General features: G+C 71.7%; 14 protein-coding genes and 2 pseudogenes. 9 read left to right on the forward strand and 7 right to left on the reverse strand.

All coding sequences use genetic code 11. The features are described 5' to 3' along the window. Positions 1-2 precede the first annotated feature (2 nt). The gene (locus tag ACIBL4_RS36500) at positions 3-986 is read right to left on the reverse strand and encodes an aldo/keto reductase (protein ID WP_399416102.1); all 984 of its coding nucleotides are present in this window, start codon (positions 984-986) and stop codon (positions 3-5) included. Between the two features lie 136 nt (positions 987-1,122). On the opposite strand from ACIBL4_RS36500, the gene ACIBL4_RS36505 reads away from it, so the two are divergent. Continuing rightward, on the forward strand, positions 1,123-2,865 hold the full coding sequence (locus tag ACIBL4_RS36505) for a cholesterol oxidase substrate-binding domain-containing protein (RefSeq protein ID WP_399416103.1): 1,743 nt from the start codon (positions 1,123-1,125) through the stop codon (positions 2,863-2,865). A 307-nt stretch (positions 2,866-3,172) separates the two neighbouring features. On the opposite strand, the pseudogene ACIBL4_RS36510 reads toward ACIBL4_RS36505, so the two are convergent. Continuing rightward, positions 3,173-3,655, reverse strand: a pseudogene (locus ACIBL4_RS36510) (FAD-binding monooxygenase); the annotation flags it as partial. A gap of 339 nt (positions 3,656-3,994) precedes the next feature. Here ACIBL4_RS36510 and ACIBL4_RS36515 point away from each other — a divergent pair. Together ACIBL4_RS36515 and ACIBL4_RS36520 are read left to right on the forward strand one after the other, a co-directional pair. Next, positions 3,995-4,362, forward strand: a pseudogene (locus tag ACIBL4_RS36515) (tyrosinase cofactor). 32 nt (positions 4,363-4,394) lie between these two features. Next, positions 4,395-5,216: a tyrosinase family protein gene (locus tag ACIBL4_RS36520; RefSeq protein ID WP_399416104.1), complete on the forward strand. Its 822-nt coding sequence runs from the start codon at positions 4,395-4,397 to the stop codon at positions 5,214-5,216. Here ACIBL4_RS36520 and ACIBL4_RS36525 read toward each other — a convergent pair whose 3' ends face one another. Together ACIBL4_RS36525 and ACIBL4_RS36530 are read right to left on the reverse strand one after the other, a co-directional pair. After that, positions 5,217-5,930, reverse strand: a complete 714-nt coding sequence (locus ACIBL4_RS36525; RefSeq protein WP_399416105.1) for a ribonuclease H — start codon at positions 5,928-5,930, stop codon at positions 5,217-5,219. 33 nt (positions 5,931-5,963) lie between these two features. After that, positions 5,964-6,761 carry a VOC family protein gene (locus ACIBL4_RS36530; protein ID WP_399416106.1) on the reverse strand — a complete coding sequence of 266 codons (798 nt, stop codon included), beginning with the start codon at positions 6,759-6,761 and terminating at the stop codon, positions 5,964-5,966. 146 nt (positions 6,762-6,907) lie between these two features. Between ACIBL4_RS36530 and ACIBL4_RS36535 the strand changes: the two genes are divergently transcribed. From ACIBL4_RS36535 to ACIBL4_RS36545, 3 genes are all read left to right on the forward strand, one after another. Then, positions 6,908-7,915, forward strand: coding sequence for a zinc-binding alcohol dehydrogenase family protein (locus ACIBL4_RS36535; protein ID WP_399416184.1), 1,008 nt, complete (start codon positions 6,908-6,910; stop codon positions 7,913-7,915). 104 nt (positions 7,916-8,019) lie between these two features. Beyond that, the gene (locus ACIBL4_RS36540) at positions 8,020-8,922 is read left to right on the forward strand and encodes an SGNH/GDSL hydrolase family protein (protein WP_399416107.1); all 903 of its coding nucleotides are present in this window, start codon (positions 8,020-8,022) and stop codon (positions 8,920-8,922) included. A gap of 31 nt (positions 8,923-8,953) precedes the next feature. Beyond that, positions 8,954-9,829: an aminoglycoside phosphotransferase family protein gene (locus ACIBL4_RS36545; RefSeq protein ID WP_399416108.1), complete on the forward strand. Its 876-nt coding sequence runs from the start codon at positions 8,954-8,956 to the stop codon at positions 9,827-9,829. A 35-nt stretch (positions 9,830-9,864) separates the two neighbouring features. Here ACIBL4_RS36545 and ACIBL4_RS36550 read toward each other — a convergent pair whose 3' ends face one another. Continuing rightward, positions 9,865-10,347 carry a VOC family protein gene (locus ACIBL4_RS36550; RefSeq protein ID WP_399416109.1) on the reverse strand — a complete coding sequence of 161 codons (483 nt, stop codon included), beginning with the start codon at positions 10,345-10,347 and terminating at the stop codon, positions 9,865-9,867. Positions 10,348-10,618: 271 nt separating this feature from the next. Here ACIBL4_RS36550 and ACIBL4_RS36555 point away from each other — a divergent pair, with 271 nt between their 5' ends. Together ACIBL4_RS36555 and ACIBL4_RS36560 are read left to right on the forward strand one after the other, a co-directional pair. Then, positions 10,619-11,260, forward strand: a complete 642-nt coding sequence (locus ACIBL4_RS36555) for an ATP-dependent Clp protease proteolytic subunit (RefSeq protein WP_356927349.1) — start codon at positions 10,619-10,621, stop codon at positions 11,258-11,260. Further along, a complete protein-coding gene (locus ACIBL4_RS36560) occupies positions 11,260-11,862 on the forward strand; it encodes a ClpP family protease (RefSeq protein ID WP_399416110.1) in 603 nt (200 codons plus the stop codon). Before ACIBL4_RS36555 ends, ACIBL4_RS36560 begins: the two co-directional genes overlap by 1 nt. A 21-nt stretch (positions 11,863-11,883) precedes the next feature. On the opposite strand, the gene ACIBL4_RS36565 is transcribed toward ACIBL4_RS36560, so the two are convergent. Beyond that, positions 11,884-12,312 carry a helix-turn-helix domain-containing protein gene (locus ACIBL4_RS36565; protein ID WP_399416111.1) on the reverse strand — a complete coding sequence of 143 codons (429 nt, stop codon included), beginning with the start codon at positions 12,310-12,312 and terminating at the stop codon, positions 11,884-11,886. Between the two features lie 261 nt (positions 12,313-12,573). Here ACIBL4_RS36565 and ACIBL4_RS36570 point away from each other — a divergent pair, with 261 nt between their 5' ends. Further along, positions 12,574-13,461, forward strand: a complete 888-nt coding sequence (locus ACIBL4_RS36570; protein ID WP_399416112.1) for an RNA polymerase sigma factor SigF — start codon at positions 12,574-12,576, stop codon at positions 13,459-13,461. A 101-nt stretch (positions 13,462-13,562) separates the two neighbouring features. Here the strand turns inward: ACIBL4_RS36570 and ACIBL4_RS36575 are convergent, their stop codons facing one another. Further along, positions 13,563-14,027 (reverse strand): ATP-binding protein, encoded by a 465-nt coding sequence (locus ACIBL4_RS36575; protein WP_399416113.1) that lies wholly within the window; start codon positions 14,025-14,027, stop codon positions 13,563-13,565. Positions 14,028-14,109 lie beyond the last annotated feature (82 nt).

Raw genomic sequence — 14,109 nt, forward strand, 5'->3', positions numbered from 1 at the left:
CCTCACCAGCGGGATTCCACCTGGTCCCTGATCCGCCGGTCGTAGAGGTCACGGATCGCCGTCAGCGTCTCGCCGGACAGCTCCGGCAGACGGGCGGCGGCCGCGTTGGCGCGGGCCTGCTCGGGGGAGCGGGCACCGGGGATCACGGTGGTGACGCCGGGCTGGTCGATGATCCAGCGCAAGGCCAGCTGGGCCGGGGTGTACCCCTCCGGGGCGAGCGCGGCGAACTCGGCGGCGGCCTCGACGCCGGTGGCGTAGTCGACGCCGGAGAAGGTCTCGCCCACGTCGAAGGACTCGCCGTGCCGGTTGTAGGTGCGGTGGTCGTTCTCCGGGAAGACCGTGTCCCGCGTGTACTTGCCCGACAGCAGGCCGGAGGCCAGCGGGACGCGGGCGATGATGCCGACGCCGGCCTCGCGGGCGGCCGGGAGCACCTCGCGCAGGGGCTTCATGCGGAACGGGTTGAGGATGATCTGCACGCTCGCCACGTTCGGCCGGGCGATCGCGGTCAGCGCCTCCGCACAGGTCTCGACGCTGACGCCGTACGCGGCGATCCGCTCCTCCCCGACCAGGGTGTCGAGGGCGTCGAACACCTCGTCCGTGGAGTAGACGGGCGTCGGCGGGCAGTGCAGCTGCACCAGATCGATGCGGTCGACGCCGAGATTGCGCCGGGAGCGGTCGTTCCAGGCGCGGAAGTTGTCGAGCACGTAGTTCTCGGGGATCTGGTCGACCCGGCGGCCCATCTTGGTGGCGACCATCACGTGCAGGTCCGGCCTGCCGCTGAGGAACGCGGCGATGGTCTGCTCGCTGCGGCCGTCGCCGTACACGTCGGCGGTGTCGAAGAAGGTCACCCCGGCCTCGGCCGCCGCCTCCAGCACCGAGAGGGCCTCCTTGTCGTCGACGTCTCCCCAGTCGGCACCCAGCTGCCACGTCCCGAGACCGACGACGGAGGCGTGCTGACCCGACCTGTCGAATGTGCGCTCGTCCATGGCGTCAGTCTGTCATCCGTCACGACCGCGCGCGGAACATCCGGCTCTGCGCCCCGACCCGCGCGATTCACTCACACGAGTGAATAGAGTCGACAGGTATATGTCACGTGTCAACGGGCCCCTAGCGTGACTCGACGTGACAACTGGTGCAGTCAACAACTTGCCGTCGGACGAGGCGCGTTGGTCGCGCCGGGGTTTCCTCCTCACCGCGGCGGCGCTGGCCGTCGTGCCGGGCCTGCCGGCGGATCCGGCCGCCGCCGCGGCCGAGGTGCCGGACTTCCCGGCCGACGTCGCGCTGTACCGCTCGGCGTACCGGAACTGGGTCGGCGAGATCACCGCCGACGGCCTGTGGGCCTGTGCGCCGGGAAACCCCGGCCAGGTGGTCGAGGTCGTCAACTGGGCCTGGCGGCACGGGTGGCGGGTGCGCGCCCGGGGCGCCGCGCACGGCTGGTCGCCCCTGACGGTGACGGAGGGGACGCCGTCCGGTGCGCCCGTCCTCCTCGTCGACACCGCGCCCCACCTGACCGGCCTCGCCCTGGACTCGCCGACCGCCGTACGCGCGGGCACCGGCGTGACCATGGAGGCCCTGCTCACCTTCCTGGAGGAGCACGGCCTCGGGGTCACGGCGACGCCCGCGCCTGGGGTTCTCACCCTGGGCGGCGCCCTGGCGATCGACGCGCACGGCACCGCCGTTCCCGCCCGGGGCGAGCGGCGTCCGCCGGGGCACACGTACGGCTCGCTGAGCAATCTGATCGTGTCCCTGACGGCCGTGGTGTGGGACTCCCGGGCCGGGGCGTACGCGCTGCGCACGTTCCACCGCGACGAGGCCGACTGCGCCGCGCTGCTGACCCATCTCGGGCGGTCCCTGGTGACCGAGGTGGTGCTGCGAGTGGGCGCCGACGCCAACCTGCGGTGTGTGAGCCGTACGGACATCCCGGCCGGCGAGTTGTTCGCCGCGCCCGGCTCCGGGGACGCGCGCCGCACGTTCGCGGGCTTCCTGGAGGAGGCGGGCCGGGTCGAGGCGATCTGGTTCGCCTTCACCGAGCATCCCTGGCTGAAGGTCTGGAGCGTCTCCCCCACCCGGCCGCTGGCCTCACGGCACGTGACGCGGCCGTACAACTACCCGTTCTCCGACAACATCCCGGCCCCGGTGGCGAAGCTGGCCGGCCGGATGACGTCGGACGCGGCCTGGTACCTGGCGCCGCTGCTCGGCACCGCGCAGTACGACGCGGCCGCGCTCGGACTGGTGGCGACCCTCTCCGGCGACATCTGGGGACGGTCCAAGAACACCCTGCTGTATCTGAAGCCGACCACGCTGCGGGTCAACGCGAACGGCTACGCCGTGCTCACGTCCAGGAACCAGGTGCAGCGGGTCGTGGCCGAGTTCGCCGCGTTCTACCGGGAGCGGCTGACGGTCTACGCGGCCCAGGGCAGCTTCCCCGTCAACGGGTCGGTGGAGATCCGGGTGACCGGACTGGACGACCCCGGCGACTGCGGGGTGGCCGGGGCCCGTCCGCCGCTGCTGTCCGCGCTCCGGCCGCGCGAGGACCGCCCCGAGTGGGACACGGCCGTGTGGCTGGACATCCTGACGCTGCCGGGCACGCCGGACGCGGAGGCGTTCCTGCGCGAGATCGAGCGGTTCCTGCTGCGCGCGTACGACGGCGGATCCGCCCTGACCCGGGTGGAGTGGTCCAAGGGCTGGGCGTACACGGACGAGGGGGTGTGGGACGACGAGGAGGTGCTGGGCACGGCGGTGCCGGCCGCGGTCGGCACGGCCGAGTGGGCCGAGGCGGACGCGGTGCTGGACCGGTTGGACCCGCACCGCGTGTACGGCAACGCCTTTCTGGACCGGCTGTTCGGGCAGGGAGCCGAGGAGTGAGGGGCGCCTCAGCCTGGCACCTGTTCACGGGCGGCCAGGGCTGCGTCGGGTTACACCGACACCGGCGTCACACTGATCACCGACAAGGCGCAGGACGGTGTCACGTCCAAGGACACCGCCTACGGCCTGGACAACTGCTGGGGCTGCCCGCCGGCCGATCCCCGGCTGCCGCCGTAGCCGCCGCCGTTCGACACCCCTCAGCGGGGCGGCAGAATCGTCGGCCTCGACGGCGACATTCGCGCGTGCACGTTCCGCGCGACCTTCGGGCCGAGCCAGCGCTTGAACCGGCGCAGGGGCTCCAGTTGCGGTTGCGCCCGGCCGCGACCTCCATGCCGAAGTGTGCGGAGTGGCGGGTGCGCAGGGCGCTGCGGACCCCGTCGGCCGCGACGACCCGGTCGGCGTCGGCGGGCAGGTCCTCGGCCGTGATCTCGCGCTCGTACTCCAGGCGTACGCCGAGCGGGCGGGCCCGGGCGGCGAGGATCTCCAGCAGCCAGTGGCGGCCGATGCCGTGCCCCTGGTCGCCGCTGTGCCGGGCCGTCAGGTCCCGGACGTGGGCGACGCCTTCACTCCAGCGGACGGAGTCGCGGTCGAGGGCGCGCGCCGACTCGGGGTCCTGCTCGTGGAGCCGGTCGTACAGTCCGCGCCAGCACGTGACGCCCCAGCCGTAGGTCGAACCCTCCGGGTGGCGTTCGTGGACGGTGATGTCGTGGGACGGGTCCTGCCGCTTCAGCAGGATCGAGAGATACAGACCGGCGGGCCCGCCGCCGACACAGGCGACCTTCACGCACACCCCTGAGGATTACCGAGAGCTTTCGATGGGGACGCCGAGCAGCAGGACAAAAGCATCATCGTCCGGACCGCCGAATCGCGTCAGTTTCCCGGCGTGACGCGCACCACGAGCAACCGGCCGCACGGGGAGAAACATCCGTCACAGCGCCCCTCGCGGACAGAACTTCCCCTTCGGGGCCCGCACGGGCGCCCCTCACGGCAAGATCATCTTGGTTCAACCTTGCACGACATAAGGGGAATTGCCCGAATCCCAGCCAACCGGCTCACGTGGATTTCTCCCGGTACCGGACGGGCCGATAGGCATGCGGGGTCATCACCAGAACGAACCCAGGAGGTCCGTATGCCGGAACTCAGCCGTCGCCGCGCGCTCACCGCCGCGGCCGTCGTCGCCACGACCACGGCGACCTGGACGGGGCCGGCACCCCGGCCACGGCCGCCGGGCACCGCGACTCCCACCAGACCTTCGACGAGGTCTACAAGGGCCGCCGGATACAGGGCCGGCCGGCCGCCGGAACCGGTCACCACCAGCACGGCGCGGGATACGCGGTGTTCGTCGACGGCGTGGAACTGCACGTGATGCGCAACGCCGACGGCACCTGGATCAGCGTCGTCAGCCACTACGACCCGGTGCCCACCCCGCGCGCCGCCGCCCGGGCCGCGGTGGACGAGCTGCAGGGTGCGCCGCTGCTGCCCTTCCCCGCCAACTGACCCGACCCGCAAGGCATCTGGAGCACCCGCACATGACCGTCCGCAAGAACCAGTCCGCCCTGACCGCCGACGAGAAGCGGCGTTTTGTGGCCGCGCTCCTGGAGTTGAAGCGCAGCGGCCGTTACGACGAGTTCGTCACGACGCACAACGCGTTCATCGTCTCCGACACCGACGACGGCGAGCGGACGGGCCACCGCTCACCGTCCTTCCTGCCCTGGCACCGAAGATTCCTCCTCGAGTTCGAGCGGGCGCTGCAGTCGGTGGACGCGTCGGTGGCCCTGCCGTACTGGGACTGGAGCGTCGACCGTTCGCCGCGTGCCTCGCTGTGGGCGCCCGACTTCCTCGGCGGCACCGGGCGCGAGCGGGACGGCCGGGTGACGGACGGGCCGTTCTCCGCGTCGTCGGGGAACTGGCCGATCAACGTGCGGGTCGACGGCCGTACGTTCCTGCGCCGCTCCCTCGGCGCCGGGGGACGCCAACTGCCGACGCCGGCCGAGGTCCAGTCCGTGCTGTCGATACCCACCTACGACATGGCGCCCTGGAACAGCGCCTCGGAAGGTTTCCGCAATCACCTCGAAGGGTGGCGGGGCGTCAACCTGCACAACCGGGTCCACGTCTGGGTCGGCGGGCAGATGGCCACCGGGGTCTCCCCCAACGATCCGGTGTTCTGGCTGCACCACGCCTACATCGACAAGCTGTGGGCCGAGTGGCAGCGGCGGCACCCCGGCTCCGGCTATCTGCCGGCCGCGGGCACGCCGAACGTGATCGACCTGCGCGAGACGATGCGGCCGTGGCACGACACGAGCCCGGCGGATCTGCTGGACCACACGGCGTACTACACGTTCGACGCCTGATCAGACGGCCGCGCCCGCGCGGCACTCAGGGTGGCCCCAGCCGCTGTCGTTCTTGGCGATGGACTCGCCGGCCGCGTAGGAACGGCCGCACTGGCAGCGGCCGGGGAACTTCGCCTTGATCGTGCGCGAGGAGCCCTTCGCTGCCGACGCCTTCCCGGTGCGAGTGGCGCCGCCGCGCGAGCGGGACCGCGGAGCCTTGGCCGGGGTGTCCGGGGCGGGCGGCGGCTCGGGGGAGCCGAGGCCGCTGCCCGCGGGCTCCTGGACGGTGGCGGCCTGGCTGGCGGCGCGGTCGGCGAAGTCGTTGAGCCGGTCGCCGTCGACCTGGTGGGCGGGCACGTAGCGGAACTCGACCGAGCGGCCGTCCAGCAGCTCGTCGATGCGCACGACGAAGTCCTGGTTGGCGACCGGCTTTCCGCCGGACGTCTTCCAGCCGTTGCGCTTCCAGCCGGGCAGCCAGGTGGTGACGGCCTTCATCGCGTACTGCGAGTCCATCCGGATCTCGAGCGGCACGTCCGGGTCGGTCGCCGCCAGCAGGCGCTCCAGCGCGGTGAGTTCCGCGACGTTGTTGGTCGCCTTGCCGAGCGGCCCGGCCTCCCAGCGCACCGGGCTCTCGGAAGCGTCGGCCACGACCCAGGCCCAGCCGGCGGGCCCGGGATTTCCCTTCGAAGCCCCGTCACACGCGGCCACAACACGTTCACGCATGGGCTCGATCATGCCATGGCCGCGTGGGCCGTCCGGCCGGAGGTCTCAGCTCACGTCGGTCATCTTGGGCATGTCGCCCTCGGTCCTGGTGATGTCGATGACCGAGAAGTTGGCGCCCTGCGGGTCGCTGAGGGCGGCGAACCGGCCGAACGGGGTGTCCATGGGCCCGAACCGCAGGACGCCGCCGACCTTGGTGGCCTTCGCGACGGCGTCGTCGCAGTTCTCGACGGCGAAGTAGACGTTGATGTAGGGCTGCACCTCGGGCGGGAAGTCGTCCGTCATCTTCATCCGGCCCAGCACGCTGCGGTCGCCGAGGTCGTAGACCCGGAAGTCCATCGCCTCGTCCTCCATCTCCTTCTGCCGGTAGGAGAAGACGGCGGGGAAGAACGCGTCGGACTTCTCGGGCTCGCGGGTGAAGACCTCCGCCCAGGTGTAGGCGCCCGGTTCGGCCATCGTGTCGAAGCCCTCGTGCGTGCCCGCCTGCCAGACGCCGAAGACGACACCGCTCGGGTCGCGGGCCAGGCACATGGTGCCGAAATCGCCGACCTGCATCGGCTCCATCAGCACCTCGCCGCCGTGGTCACGGATCCGGGCGGCGGTGGCGGCGGCGTCCCGGGCCGCGAAGTACAGGCACCACTGCGACTGGCCCTCCTGGCCGGGCATGGGCGGGACGACGGCGGCGACCGCCTTGCCGTTCGCATAGGCCTCGGTGTAGTTGCCGAACTCCGTCGACGCCTCGGCGAAGGTCCAGCCGAGGACGTCTGAGTAGAAGCTCTTGGCCCCTTCGAGGTCGCTGAACATCGCGTCGGCCCAGCACGGGCTTCCTTCAGGTTGCACGGCCATGACTGCGGCCCTTCCGAATGGGTGGATAGTCCGTTTCCTCACGCTAGTCACCCGCGCACCGACCCGCGCGCCGAACGGGCGGTTCCGTCACAGACTGGGCGTGGACCTTCGGCAGGACGGGGAGCGGCGGCATGACGGACGACACGATGCGCGCGTGGTCGGTGGTACGGCCGGGCCCGGTCGGGGAGGGGTCTCTGCGGCTGGTCGAGAAGCCGGTTCCGGTGCCCGCGGACGACGAGCTGCTGGTACAGGTGCGCGCCTGCGGGGTGTGCCGGACCGACCTGCACGTCGTGGAGGGCGACCTGCCGGTGCGCCGGGTGGGCGTCACGCCCGGTCACGAGGTCGTCGGGGTGGTGGCCGGGGCGGGCGCGGCGGTGCGCGGCTTCGCGCCGGGCGACCGGGTCGGTGTGGCCTGGCTGCGCCGCACCGACGGCAGCTGCGCGTACTGCGCGCGCGGCGCGGAGAACCTGTGCCCCCGATCCGCGTACACGGGCTGGTACGCCGACGGCGGTTACGCGGAGTACACGACGGTGCCGGCGGCGTTCGCGTACCGGCTGCCGGACGGCGTGCCGGACGTGGCCCTGGCTCCCCTGCTGTGCGCGGGCATCATCGGCCACCGGGCGCTGCGGCGGGCGGGGCTGCCGCCCGGGGGACGGCTCGGGCTGTACGGCTTCGGGGGCAGCGCCCATCTGTGCGCGCAGGTGGCGCTCGCCGAGGGCGCCACCGTGCACGTCATGACGCGTGGTGCGGCCGCCCGGCGGCTGGCGCTGGAGCTGGGCGCGGCCTCCGCGCAGGACGCGTACGCGCGGCCCCCGGAGCCGCTGGACAGCGCGATCCTCTTCGCCCCTGCCGGCGAGCTGGTCCCGGTCGCCCTGCGCGCCCTGGACCGCGGCGGCGTCCTGGCCGTCGCCGGCATCCACCTCACCGACACACCTCCGCTGCACTACGAGACCGAGCTCTTCTACGAGAAGGAGTTGCGCAGCGTCGCCTCCAACACGCGTGAGGACGGCCGCGAGTTCCTCACCCTGGCGGCGAGGTACGGCGTGCGCGCGACCACCCATCCGTATCCGCTGTCGCGGGCCGTGGCGGCCCTCGCGGACCTCAAGGCCGGGCGGTTCGACGGGGCGGCGGTGCTGGTGAACGACTTGTCGTGAAGCCCCCGCGGACCACGTTCCGTGGCCGACGCGTGTCTTCCCCCCGGGGTCCGGCTGTGCTTGCCTGGGGAGCCGTTTCACCGGCCCGGGGCGGGAGTTGCCGTATGCGCAGACCGTGGATCGTGGGTGTGCTGGTGGCGGGGTTGCTGCTCAGTGCGTGCGGTGATCCGTCGTCCGGGCCCGAGGCTCCCCCGCCGTCCGCTCCGGCGGTGTCCGCGACCACGCACCAGCGTGCCCCGGCCTCGCCCGATGTCCGGCCCCCCGTGAAGGCGCCCACCGTGCTGTACCTCGGCGACTCGCTCGCCACGGAGAACCACAAGGTCCTCGGCCAGGAGCTGCGCCGGGACCTGCGCGCGAAGTACACGAGCGCCCCCTACTCGGGCACCACCCTGTGCGACTACCTGGAGGGCACGGCCGAGCGGTCCCTCGTCCCGGCCCGGGCCAAGGCGGCCGCCCTGGTGCGGTCGCTGCGTCCGGACTTCGTGGTACTGCAGTTCTGGGGCAACGCCTGGGACTTCACCTGGTGCATGGACGGGATCACGTACGACGGTTCGCGGGAGCGGTACTTCCAGCGGTACGAGGCCGACGCGCGCAGGCTCGTCGAGCAGATCGCGACGGCCGGCGGCTCCCACCGGCCGCGGATCGTGTGGGTGCTCCAGGGCCCGGACCCGATCACGCCCGACCGGGTGCGCCGGGTGAACCGGCTGTACGAGCGGCTGGCCGCCACGACGGGCGGCATCGTCGCCGACGCCGGGAAAGCGGTGAGTCCGGGCTCGAACCGCTACGCCTGGACGCAGTACCTGCCGTGCACCGCCTACGAGCGGGCCCATCCCGACTACTGCACCCAGCCGTCCCGCGACCGGACGGCCCTGCACCGGGACGACGACTACCTGCACTTCTGCCTGGCGCCCACGACGTCCACGCCGAAACCCTGCCCGGTCCGCTCCCCCGGCATCCTGCGCATCGCCCGGGAGATCACGAAAAGCATTCGACAGTCGGCGAGTTGACCGCTCGAATGGCGTCATGTGCGCGGTGCGAATGCATGAGGACGAAGTGGACATCGACGTCTCGCTCGTCGGCCGGCTGATCGCGGGACGGTTCCCGCGATGGGCCGGGCTGCCCCTGCGGCGCCTGGAGTCCTCCGGTACGGAGAACGCCATGTTCCGCCTCGGTGCGGACAAGGTCGTACGGCTCCCGCGGCATCCCCGCGCCGTCGAGGGCATCACGCACGAACTGCGCTGGCTGCCCCGGCTGGCACCCGGGCTGCCCGCCGCCGCTCCCGACCCCCTGGGGCGGGGTGAGCCCGGCGAGGACTTCCCGTGGCCCTGGGCGGTGTACAGCTGGCTGGACGGCCGCAACCCGGTGCCCGGCACGCTGGAGCAACCCGTACTGCTCGCCGAGGACCTGGGGGCGTACGTCACCGCCCTGCGCCGGATCGACGCGGCGCAGGGCCCGGTCGGCTACCGGGGTGTGCCGCTGGCGACCCGGGACCGGTTCATGCGGGAGGCGCTCGCGCAGCTGGCGGGGCGGATCGACACCGCGGCGGTGACGGACCTGTGGGAGCGGGCCCTGCGTGCCCCGGAGTACGCCGGACCGCCGCGCTGGGCGCACGGCGATCTGATGGCCGGGAACCTCCTGGTCAGGGACGGACGGCTGGCGGCCGTGATCGACTACGGCACGGTGGGGGTGGGTGACCCCGCCGTCGACCTCATCAGCGCCTGGTGTCTGCTGCCCGCCGAGGTCCGCGGCGTCTTCCGCGAGGCCGTGAGCGCGGACGAGGCCGAGTGGGCGCGCGGCCGGGGCTGGGCGCTGTCGATCGCGGTCATCGCGCTGCCGTACTACTGGGACACCAACCCGCCGGTCGCGGAGAACTCGCGGCATGTGATCGGGGAGATCCTGGCCGAGTCCCGGTAGGGGCGGAAGGAGTTCCGCCCCTGTCCGGGAGTGCGTCACTCGCCGGCGTACGCCCTGTCCAGGGTCGCGATGTCGAACTTGCTCATCGCCATGAACGCCTGGGTCACCCGGGCCGCCTTCGCCGGGTCCGGGTCGGTGATCATGTCGTCGAGCCGGTCGGGGACGACCTGCCAGGACACGCCGAACCGGTCCTTGAGCCAGCCGCACGGGCCGGGCTCGCCGCCGTTCTCGGTGAGCTTGGTCCAGTAGTAGTCGATCTCCTCCTGGTTCTCGCAGAAGATCATGAAGGAGACCGCCTCGGTGAACTTGAACTGGGGGCCGCCGTTGAGTGCGAGGAACCGGTGGCCGTTGGCCGTGAACTCGACGGTCATCACGCTGCCGGCGGGCTGCGGCGCCCCCTCGGGGTAGCGGGCGGTCTTCCCGATGCTGGAGTTCTTGAAGACCGAGACGTAGAAGTGGGCGGCCTCCTCGGCCTGGCCGTCGAACCAGAGACACGTGGTGAAACCGTCGGATGCCATGAGTACCTCCCGGAGCGTGGATCGCTGTCATCTGTGTCGACCGGTCCACGCCGGGAAACTCATCGGCCGGGCGGGCGGCATTTTCGGCGGGGGGGCGTCACGGCCCGCGTCCGGCACCGGCTGTGCGACGGCGTGCTCTGCCGGGAGCGGATCTGCCGAGGGCAGAGATTCGGTCTGCGGGCATCGTCCGAGGTCAAGAGTGGAGTCGACGGCACGCCCGCGGCACGTCCGCGGGCCTTCTGCCACGACCGTGCCACGACGAGGAGGAGCAATGACTCCACTCTCGACACTCGCCCCGCGGGCGGAGGAGGGCGACACGCCTCCGACCCGGTTCGACGACCATCTGGCCGCCCAGCTGCTCGCACAGCGCATCGTGCTGCTGGGCACGCAGGTGGACGAGGTCTCCGCGAACCGGGTCTGCGCCCAGCTGCTGATCCTGTCCGCCGAGGACCCGCGCACCGACATCAGCCTGTACATCAACAGCCCCGGTGGGGCGGTGCACGCGGGACTCGCCATCTACGACACGATGCGGCTCATCCCGAACGACGTCTCCACGCTGGCGATGGGCTTCGCCGCCAGCATGGGCCAGTTCCTGCTCAGCGTCGGCGCGCCGGGCAAGCGCTACGCCCTGCCGAACGCGCGGATCATGATGCACCAGCCGTCGGCGGGCATCGGCGGCACCACCGCCGACATCGAGATCCAGGCGGAGAACCTGGAGTTCACCAAGCGGACCATCGAACGGATCACCGCCGAGCACACCGGCCAGAGCCCGGAGACGATCTCCCGGGACGGCGACCGGGACCGCTGGTTCACGGCCGAGGAGGCCAGGGAGTACGGCATGGTCGACCGGGTCGTGGAATCCCTCGACGACGTCCGCCCGGCCACGACGCGACGCAGGATGGGGCTGCAGTGATGGGGAGCTACACGATTCCGAACGTCATCGAGCGCACCCCGCAGGGCGAGCGGTCCTTCGACGTCTTCAGCCGGCTGCTCAACGAGCGGATCATCTTCCTCGGCACCGAGATCGACGACGGCGTCGCCAACGTCGTCATCGCACAGCTCCTCCATCTGGAGTCGTCATCGCCGGAGAGCGAGATCTCGGTCTACATCAACTCCCCCGGCGGCTCGTTCACTTCCCTGATGGCCATCTGCGACACCATGTCGTACGTGCGGACGCCGATCTCGACATGCTGCGTCGGGCAGGCGGCCTCCACCGCGGCCGTGCTGCTGGCCGGCGGCGACCCCGGGCGGCGGTTCGTGCTGGAGCACGCGCGTGTGCTGCTCGGCCAGCCGGCGACCGGCGGGCAGCGCGGCATGGTCTCCGACCTGGCGCTGCAGGCCAAGGAGATGGTGCGGATCCGCTCCCAGGTGGAGGAGGTGCTGTCCCGGCACACCCACCACGACGTGGCGACCCTGCGGGCCGACATGGACCGCGACAAGGTGTTCACCGCGCAGGAGGCCGTGAGTTACGGACTGGCCGACGAGGTGCTCAGCCGGCGTCTCGTGCGGGTCTGAGACGCCGGCCGGCCACCGGGCTCAGGCGGCCATGCACAGTCCGTCGTGCGACGGGACGGACGCCCCGCGGCGGCCGCCGCCCGTGTACCGCGAGGTGACGCGGGTCAGTTCGCCCTGCGCCCTCGACAACAGGTCACCGAGGCCCAGTCCGAGGGCGTGGGCGGCGGCCGCGAGGACCTCCGAGGAGGCCTCCTTGCGGCCGCGTTCCACCTCCGACAGGTAGGGCATGGAGATCCGGGCCGCGTCGGCGACGTCCTTCAACGTGCGCTCCTGCGCGAGACGTTCGCGCCGCAGCACGTCACCCACGAGGTCGCGCCACAGCGGCTCCTTCGGGGCGGGAGGCGGCGGCCCGTGGCGGGGCGGAGCGGTGACCGGGCGGGCGGCCTGGGGGCGCGCGCCGGACGGGCGCAGAGGGATGACGCGGGCTTCGTTCGGCACGTGGTTGCTCACTTCTCCAGCCTAGGAGGCGTGGTCGCCAGGGGAAGGGGACGGCGTTCCGCTCTGGGTGGAATCGCCGAACGGGCCGCAGTCCGGGCGGTGTTGGGACGCCCTGGCTCCGCCGTACGGTCCGTCCGCCCCTGCCCCGCGCACCCGGCGCCGGTCATGCCCGGTCCGCGGATGCGGAACGGCCACGCATGTGTGGCACGGAACCGGGTACTCGCAAACCGGAGGGACCTAGGCAGATGTCCGCCGACGTTCATGGGAGAGGTAATGGAGACCGCCGTGATCCGGTCGCAGGCACAGGTCGTCGAAGAGAACGCGGAGGCCGGCACGGGTGACGGTGCACTGCCGGGAGTCGTGGACCCGCGATCCGTGGCTCCACGGGACGCCAGGGAGCTGTCCCGCCAGTTCTTCCAGCGCCTGACGGAAGTCGAAGAGGGCACCCACGAGTACCAGTACGCGCGCAACACGCTGATCGAGATGAACATGTCGCTCGTGCGGTTCGCGGCCGGCCGGTTCCGGGGCCGCGGCGACGACATGGAGGACATCGTCCAGACCGGGATGATCGGTCTGATCAAGGCCATCGACCGGTTCGAGCTGTCGCGCGAGGTCGAGTTCACCTCCTTCGCGCTGCCGTACATCGTCGGTGAGATCAAGCGGTTCTTCCGGGACACGACCTGGGCGGTGCACGTGCCGCGGCGGCTTCAGGAACTGCGCGTGGAGCTGGCCAAGGCCCGTGAGGAACTCGCCAGCCGACTGGACCGCGAACCCACGGTCACCGAGCTGGCCACCCTGATGAACATCTCCGAGAAGGAGGTCGTCGAGGGGCAGATCGCCGCCAACGGGTACAACTCGTCGTCTCTGGACGCCGCGCTCACCGGCGACGGCCCGGAGGGTGGCGAGGCGGTCCTGGCCGACTTCATCGGCGTGGAGGAGGACGGGCTGCGGCTCGTCGAGGACTTCCACTCGCTCGCCCCGCTGATGGCGGAGCTCAGCGAGCGGGACCGGCAGATCCTCCACATGCGGTTCGTGGAGGAGGCCACCCAGGCGGAGATCGGGGAGCAGCTGGGCTGCTCGCAGATGCACGTCTCCCGCCTGATCAAGCGGATCATCACGCGACTGCGCGAGGGCATGCTGGGCGAGCTGGGCTGCGCCTGACGCGGCCGGCGGACCAGCGGGTGCCGTCCCCACACGCGGGAGTGGGACGGCACCCGCCTCTGTGCAGGCTCCCGGGGGTGTCGGTGGACGGCTCGGTGAGCTCAGTGATCGGTTTCGCCGGCGAGCGGCAGCACGGCGCGTACCCGCTTGCCCACCGGCACCCGCTCCACGCTGACCTGCTCCGCGAGCGCGTGGACGATCTCCAGGCCGTGCCGCCCGACGCGCTCGGGGTTGCGGGGGAAGATCCGGGGCAGTGCGGAGCTGCTGTCGTAGACCGACACCGTCACCGCGGTGTCCGTGCCGACGAGCTCGAGGATGTACGGCCCGTTGCTGTGCCGGTCGGCGTTGGTGACCAGCTCGCTCACGACGAGCTGGACCGCCCCGCCGGTCCGGTCGTCGATGCGCGCGCACCACTCGGTCCTGAGCTGGTCGAGGAAGAGCGCGGCGAAGGACCGCGCCTCGGCGATGCAGCCCTGCTCGCCGGTGTAGTGTGCCGCCCGCCTCAGCGGTTCCACGGGCACGTCGAAACCAGTCGGTATCACTGCCCCGTCCAGGTGGTCGATCATTCGTTTCTCTCTGGGAAGCCGGACTGGCCGGACGCTCTGCACAGTGCTCGTACCCCGAGCCGGGCTTCGCAGTCCTGACCGC

Origin of the sequence: Streptomyces sp. NPDC050416 (assembly GCF_044458845.1) — a bacterium.
Lineage (GTDB): Bacteria > Actinomycetota > Actinomycetes > Streptomycetales > Streptomycetaceae > Streptomyces.

Bases quoted from the DNA above. Each gene is read 5' to 3' on its own strand.
- ACIBL4_RS36545 (WP_399416108.1), top strand. From the start codon at position 8,954: ATGCATGAGGACGAAGTGGACATCGACGTCTCGCTCGTCGGCCGGCTG.
- ACIBL4_RS36575 (WP_399416113.1), bottom strand. From the start codon at position 14,027: ATGATCGACCACCTGGACGGGGCAGTGATACCGACTGGTTTCGACGTG.
- ACIBL4_RS36520 (WP_399416104.1), top strand. From the start codon at position 4,395: ATGACCGTCCGCAAGAACCAGTCCGCCCTGACCGCCGACGAGAAGCGG.
- ACIBL4_RS36570 (WP_399416112.1), top strand. From the start codon at position 12,574: ATGGAGACCGCCGTGATCCGGTCGCAGGCACAGGTCGTCGAAGAGAAC.
- ACIBL4_RS36550 (WP_399416109.1), bottom strand. From the start codon at position 10,347: ATGGCATCCGACGGTTTCACCACGTGTCTCTGGTTCGACGGCCAGGCC.
- ACIBL4_RS36525 (WP_399416105.1), bottom strand. From the start codon at position 5,930: ATGATCGAGCCCATGCGTGAACGTGTTGTGGCCGCGTGTGACGGGGCT.
- ACIBL4_RS36560 (WP_399416110.1), top strand. From the start codon at position 11,260: ATGGGGAGCTACACGATTCCGAACGTCATCGAGCGCACCCCGCAGGGC.
- ACIBL4_RS36500 (WP_399416102.1), bottom strand. From the start codon at position 986: ATGGACGAGCGCACATTCGACAGGTCGGGTCAGCACGCCTCCGTCGTC.
- ACIBL4_RS36540 (WP_399416107.1), top strand. From the start codon at position 8,020: ATGCGCAGACCGTGGATCGTGGGTGTGCTGGTGGCGGGGTTGCTGCTC.
- ACIBL4_RS36555 (WP_356927349.1), top strand. From the start codon at position 10,619: ATGACTCCACTCTCGACACTCGCCCCGCGGGCGGAGGAGGGCGACACG.
- ACIBL4_RS36530 (WP_399416106.1), bottom strand. From the start codon at position 6,761: ATGGCCGTGCAACCTGAAGGAAGCCCGTGCTGGGCCGACGCGATGTTC.
- ACIBL4_RS36535 (WP_399416184.1), top strand. From the start codon at position 6,908: ATGCGCGCGTGGTCGGTGGTACGGCCGGGCCCGGTCGGGGAGGGGTCT.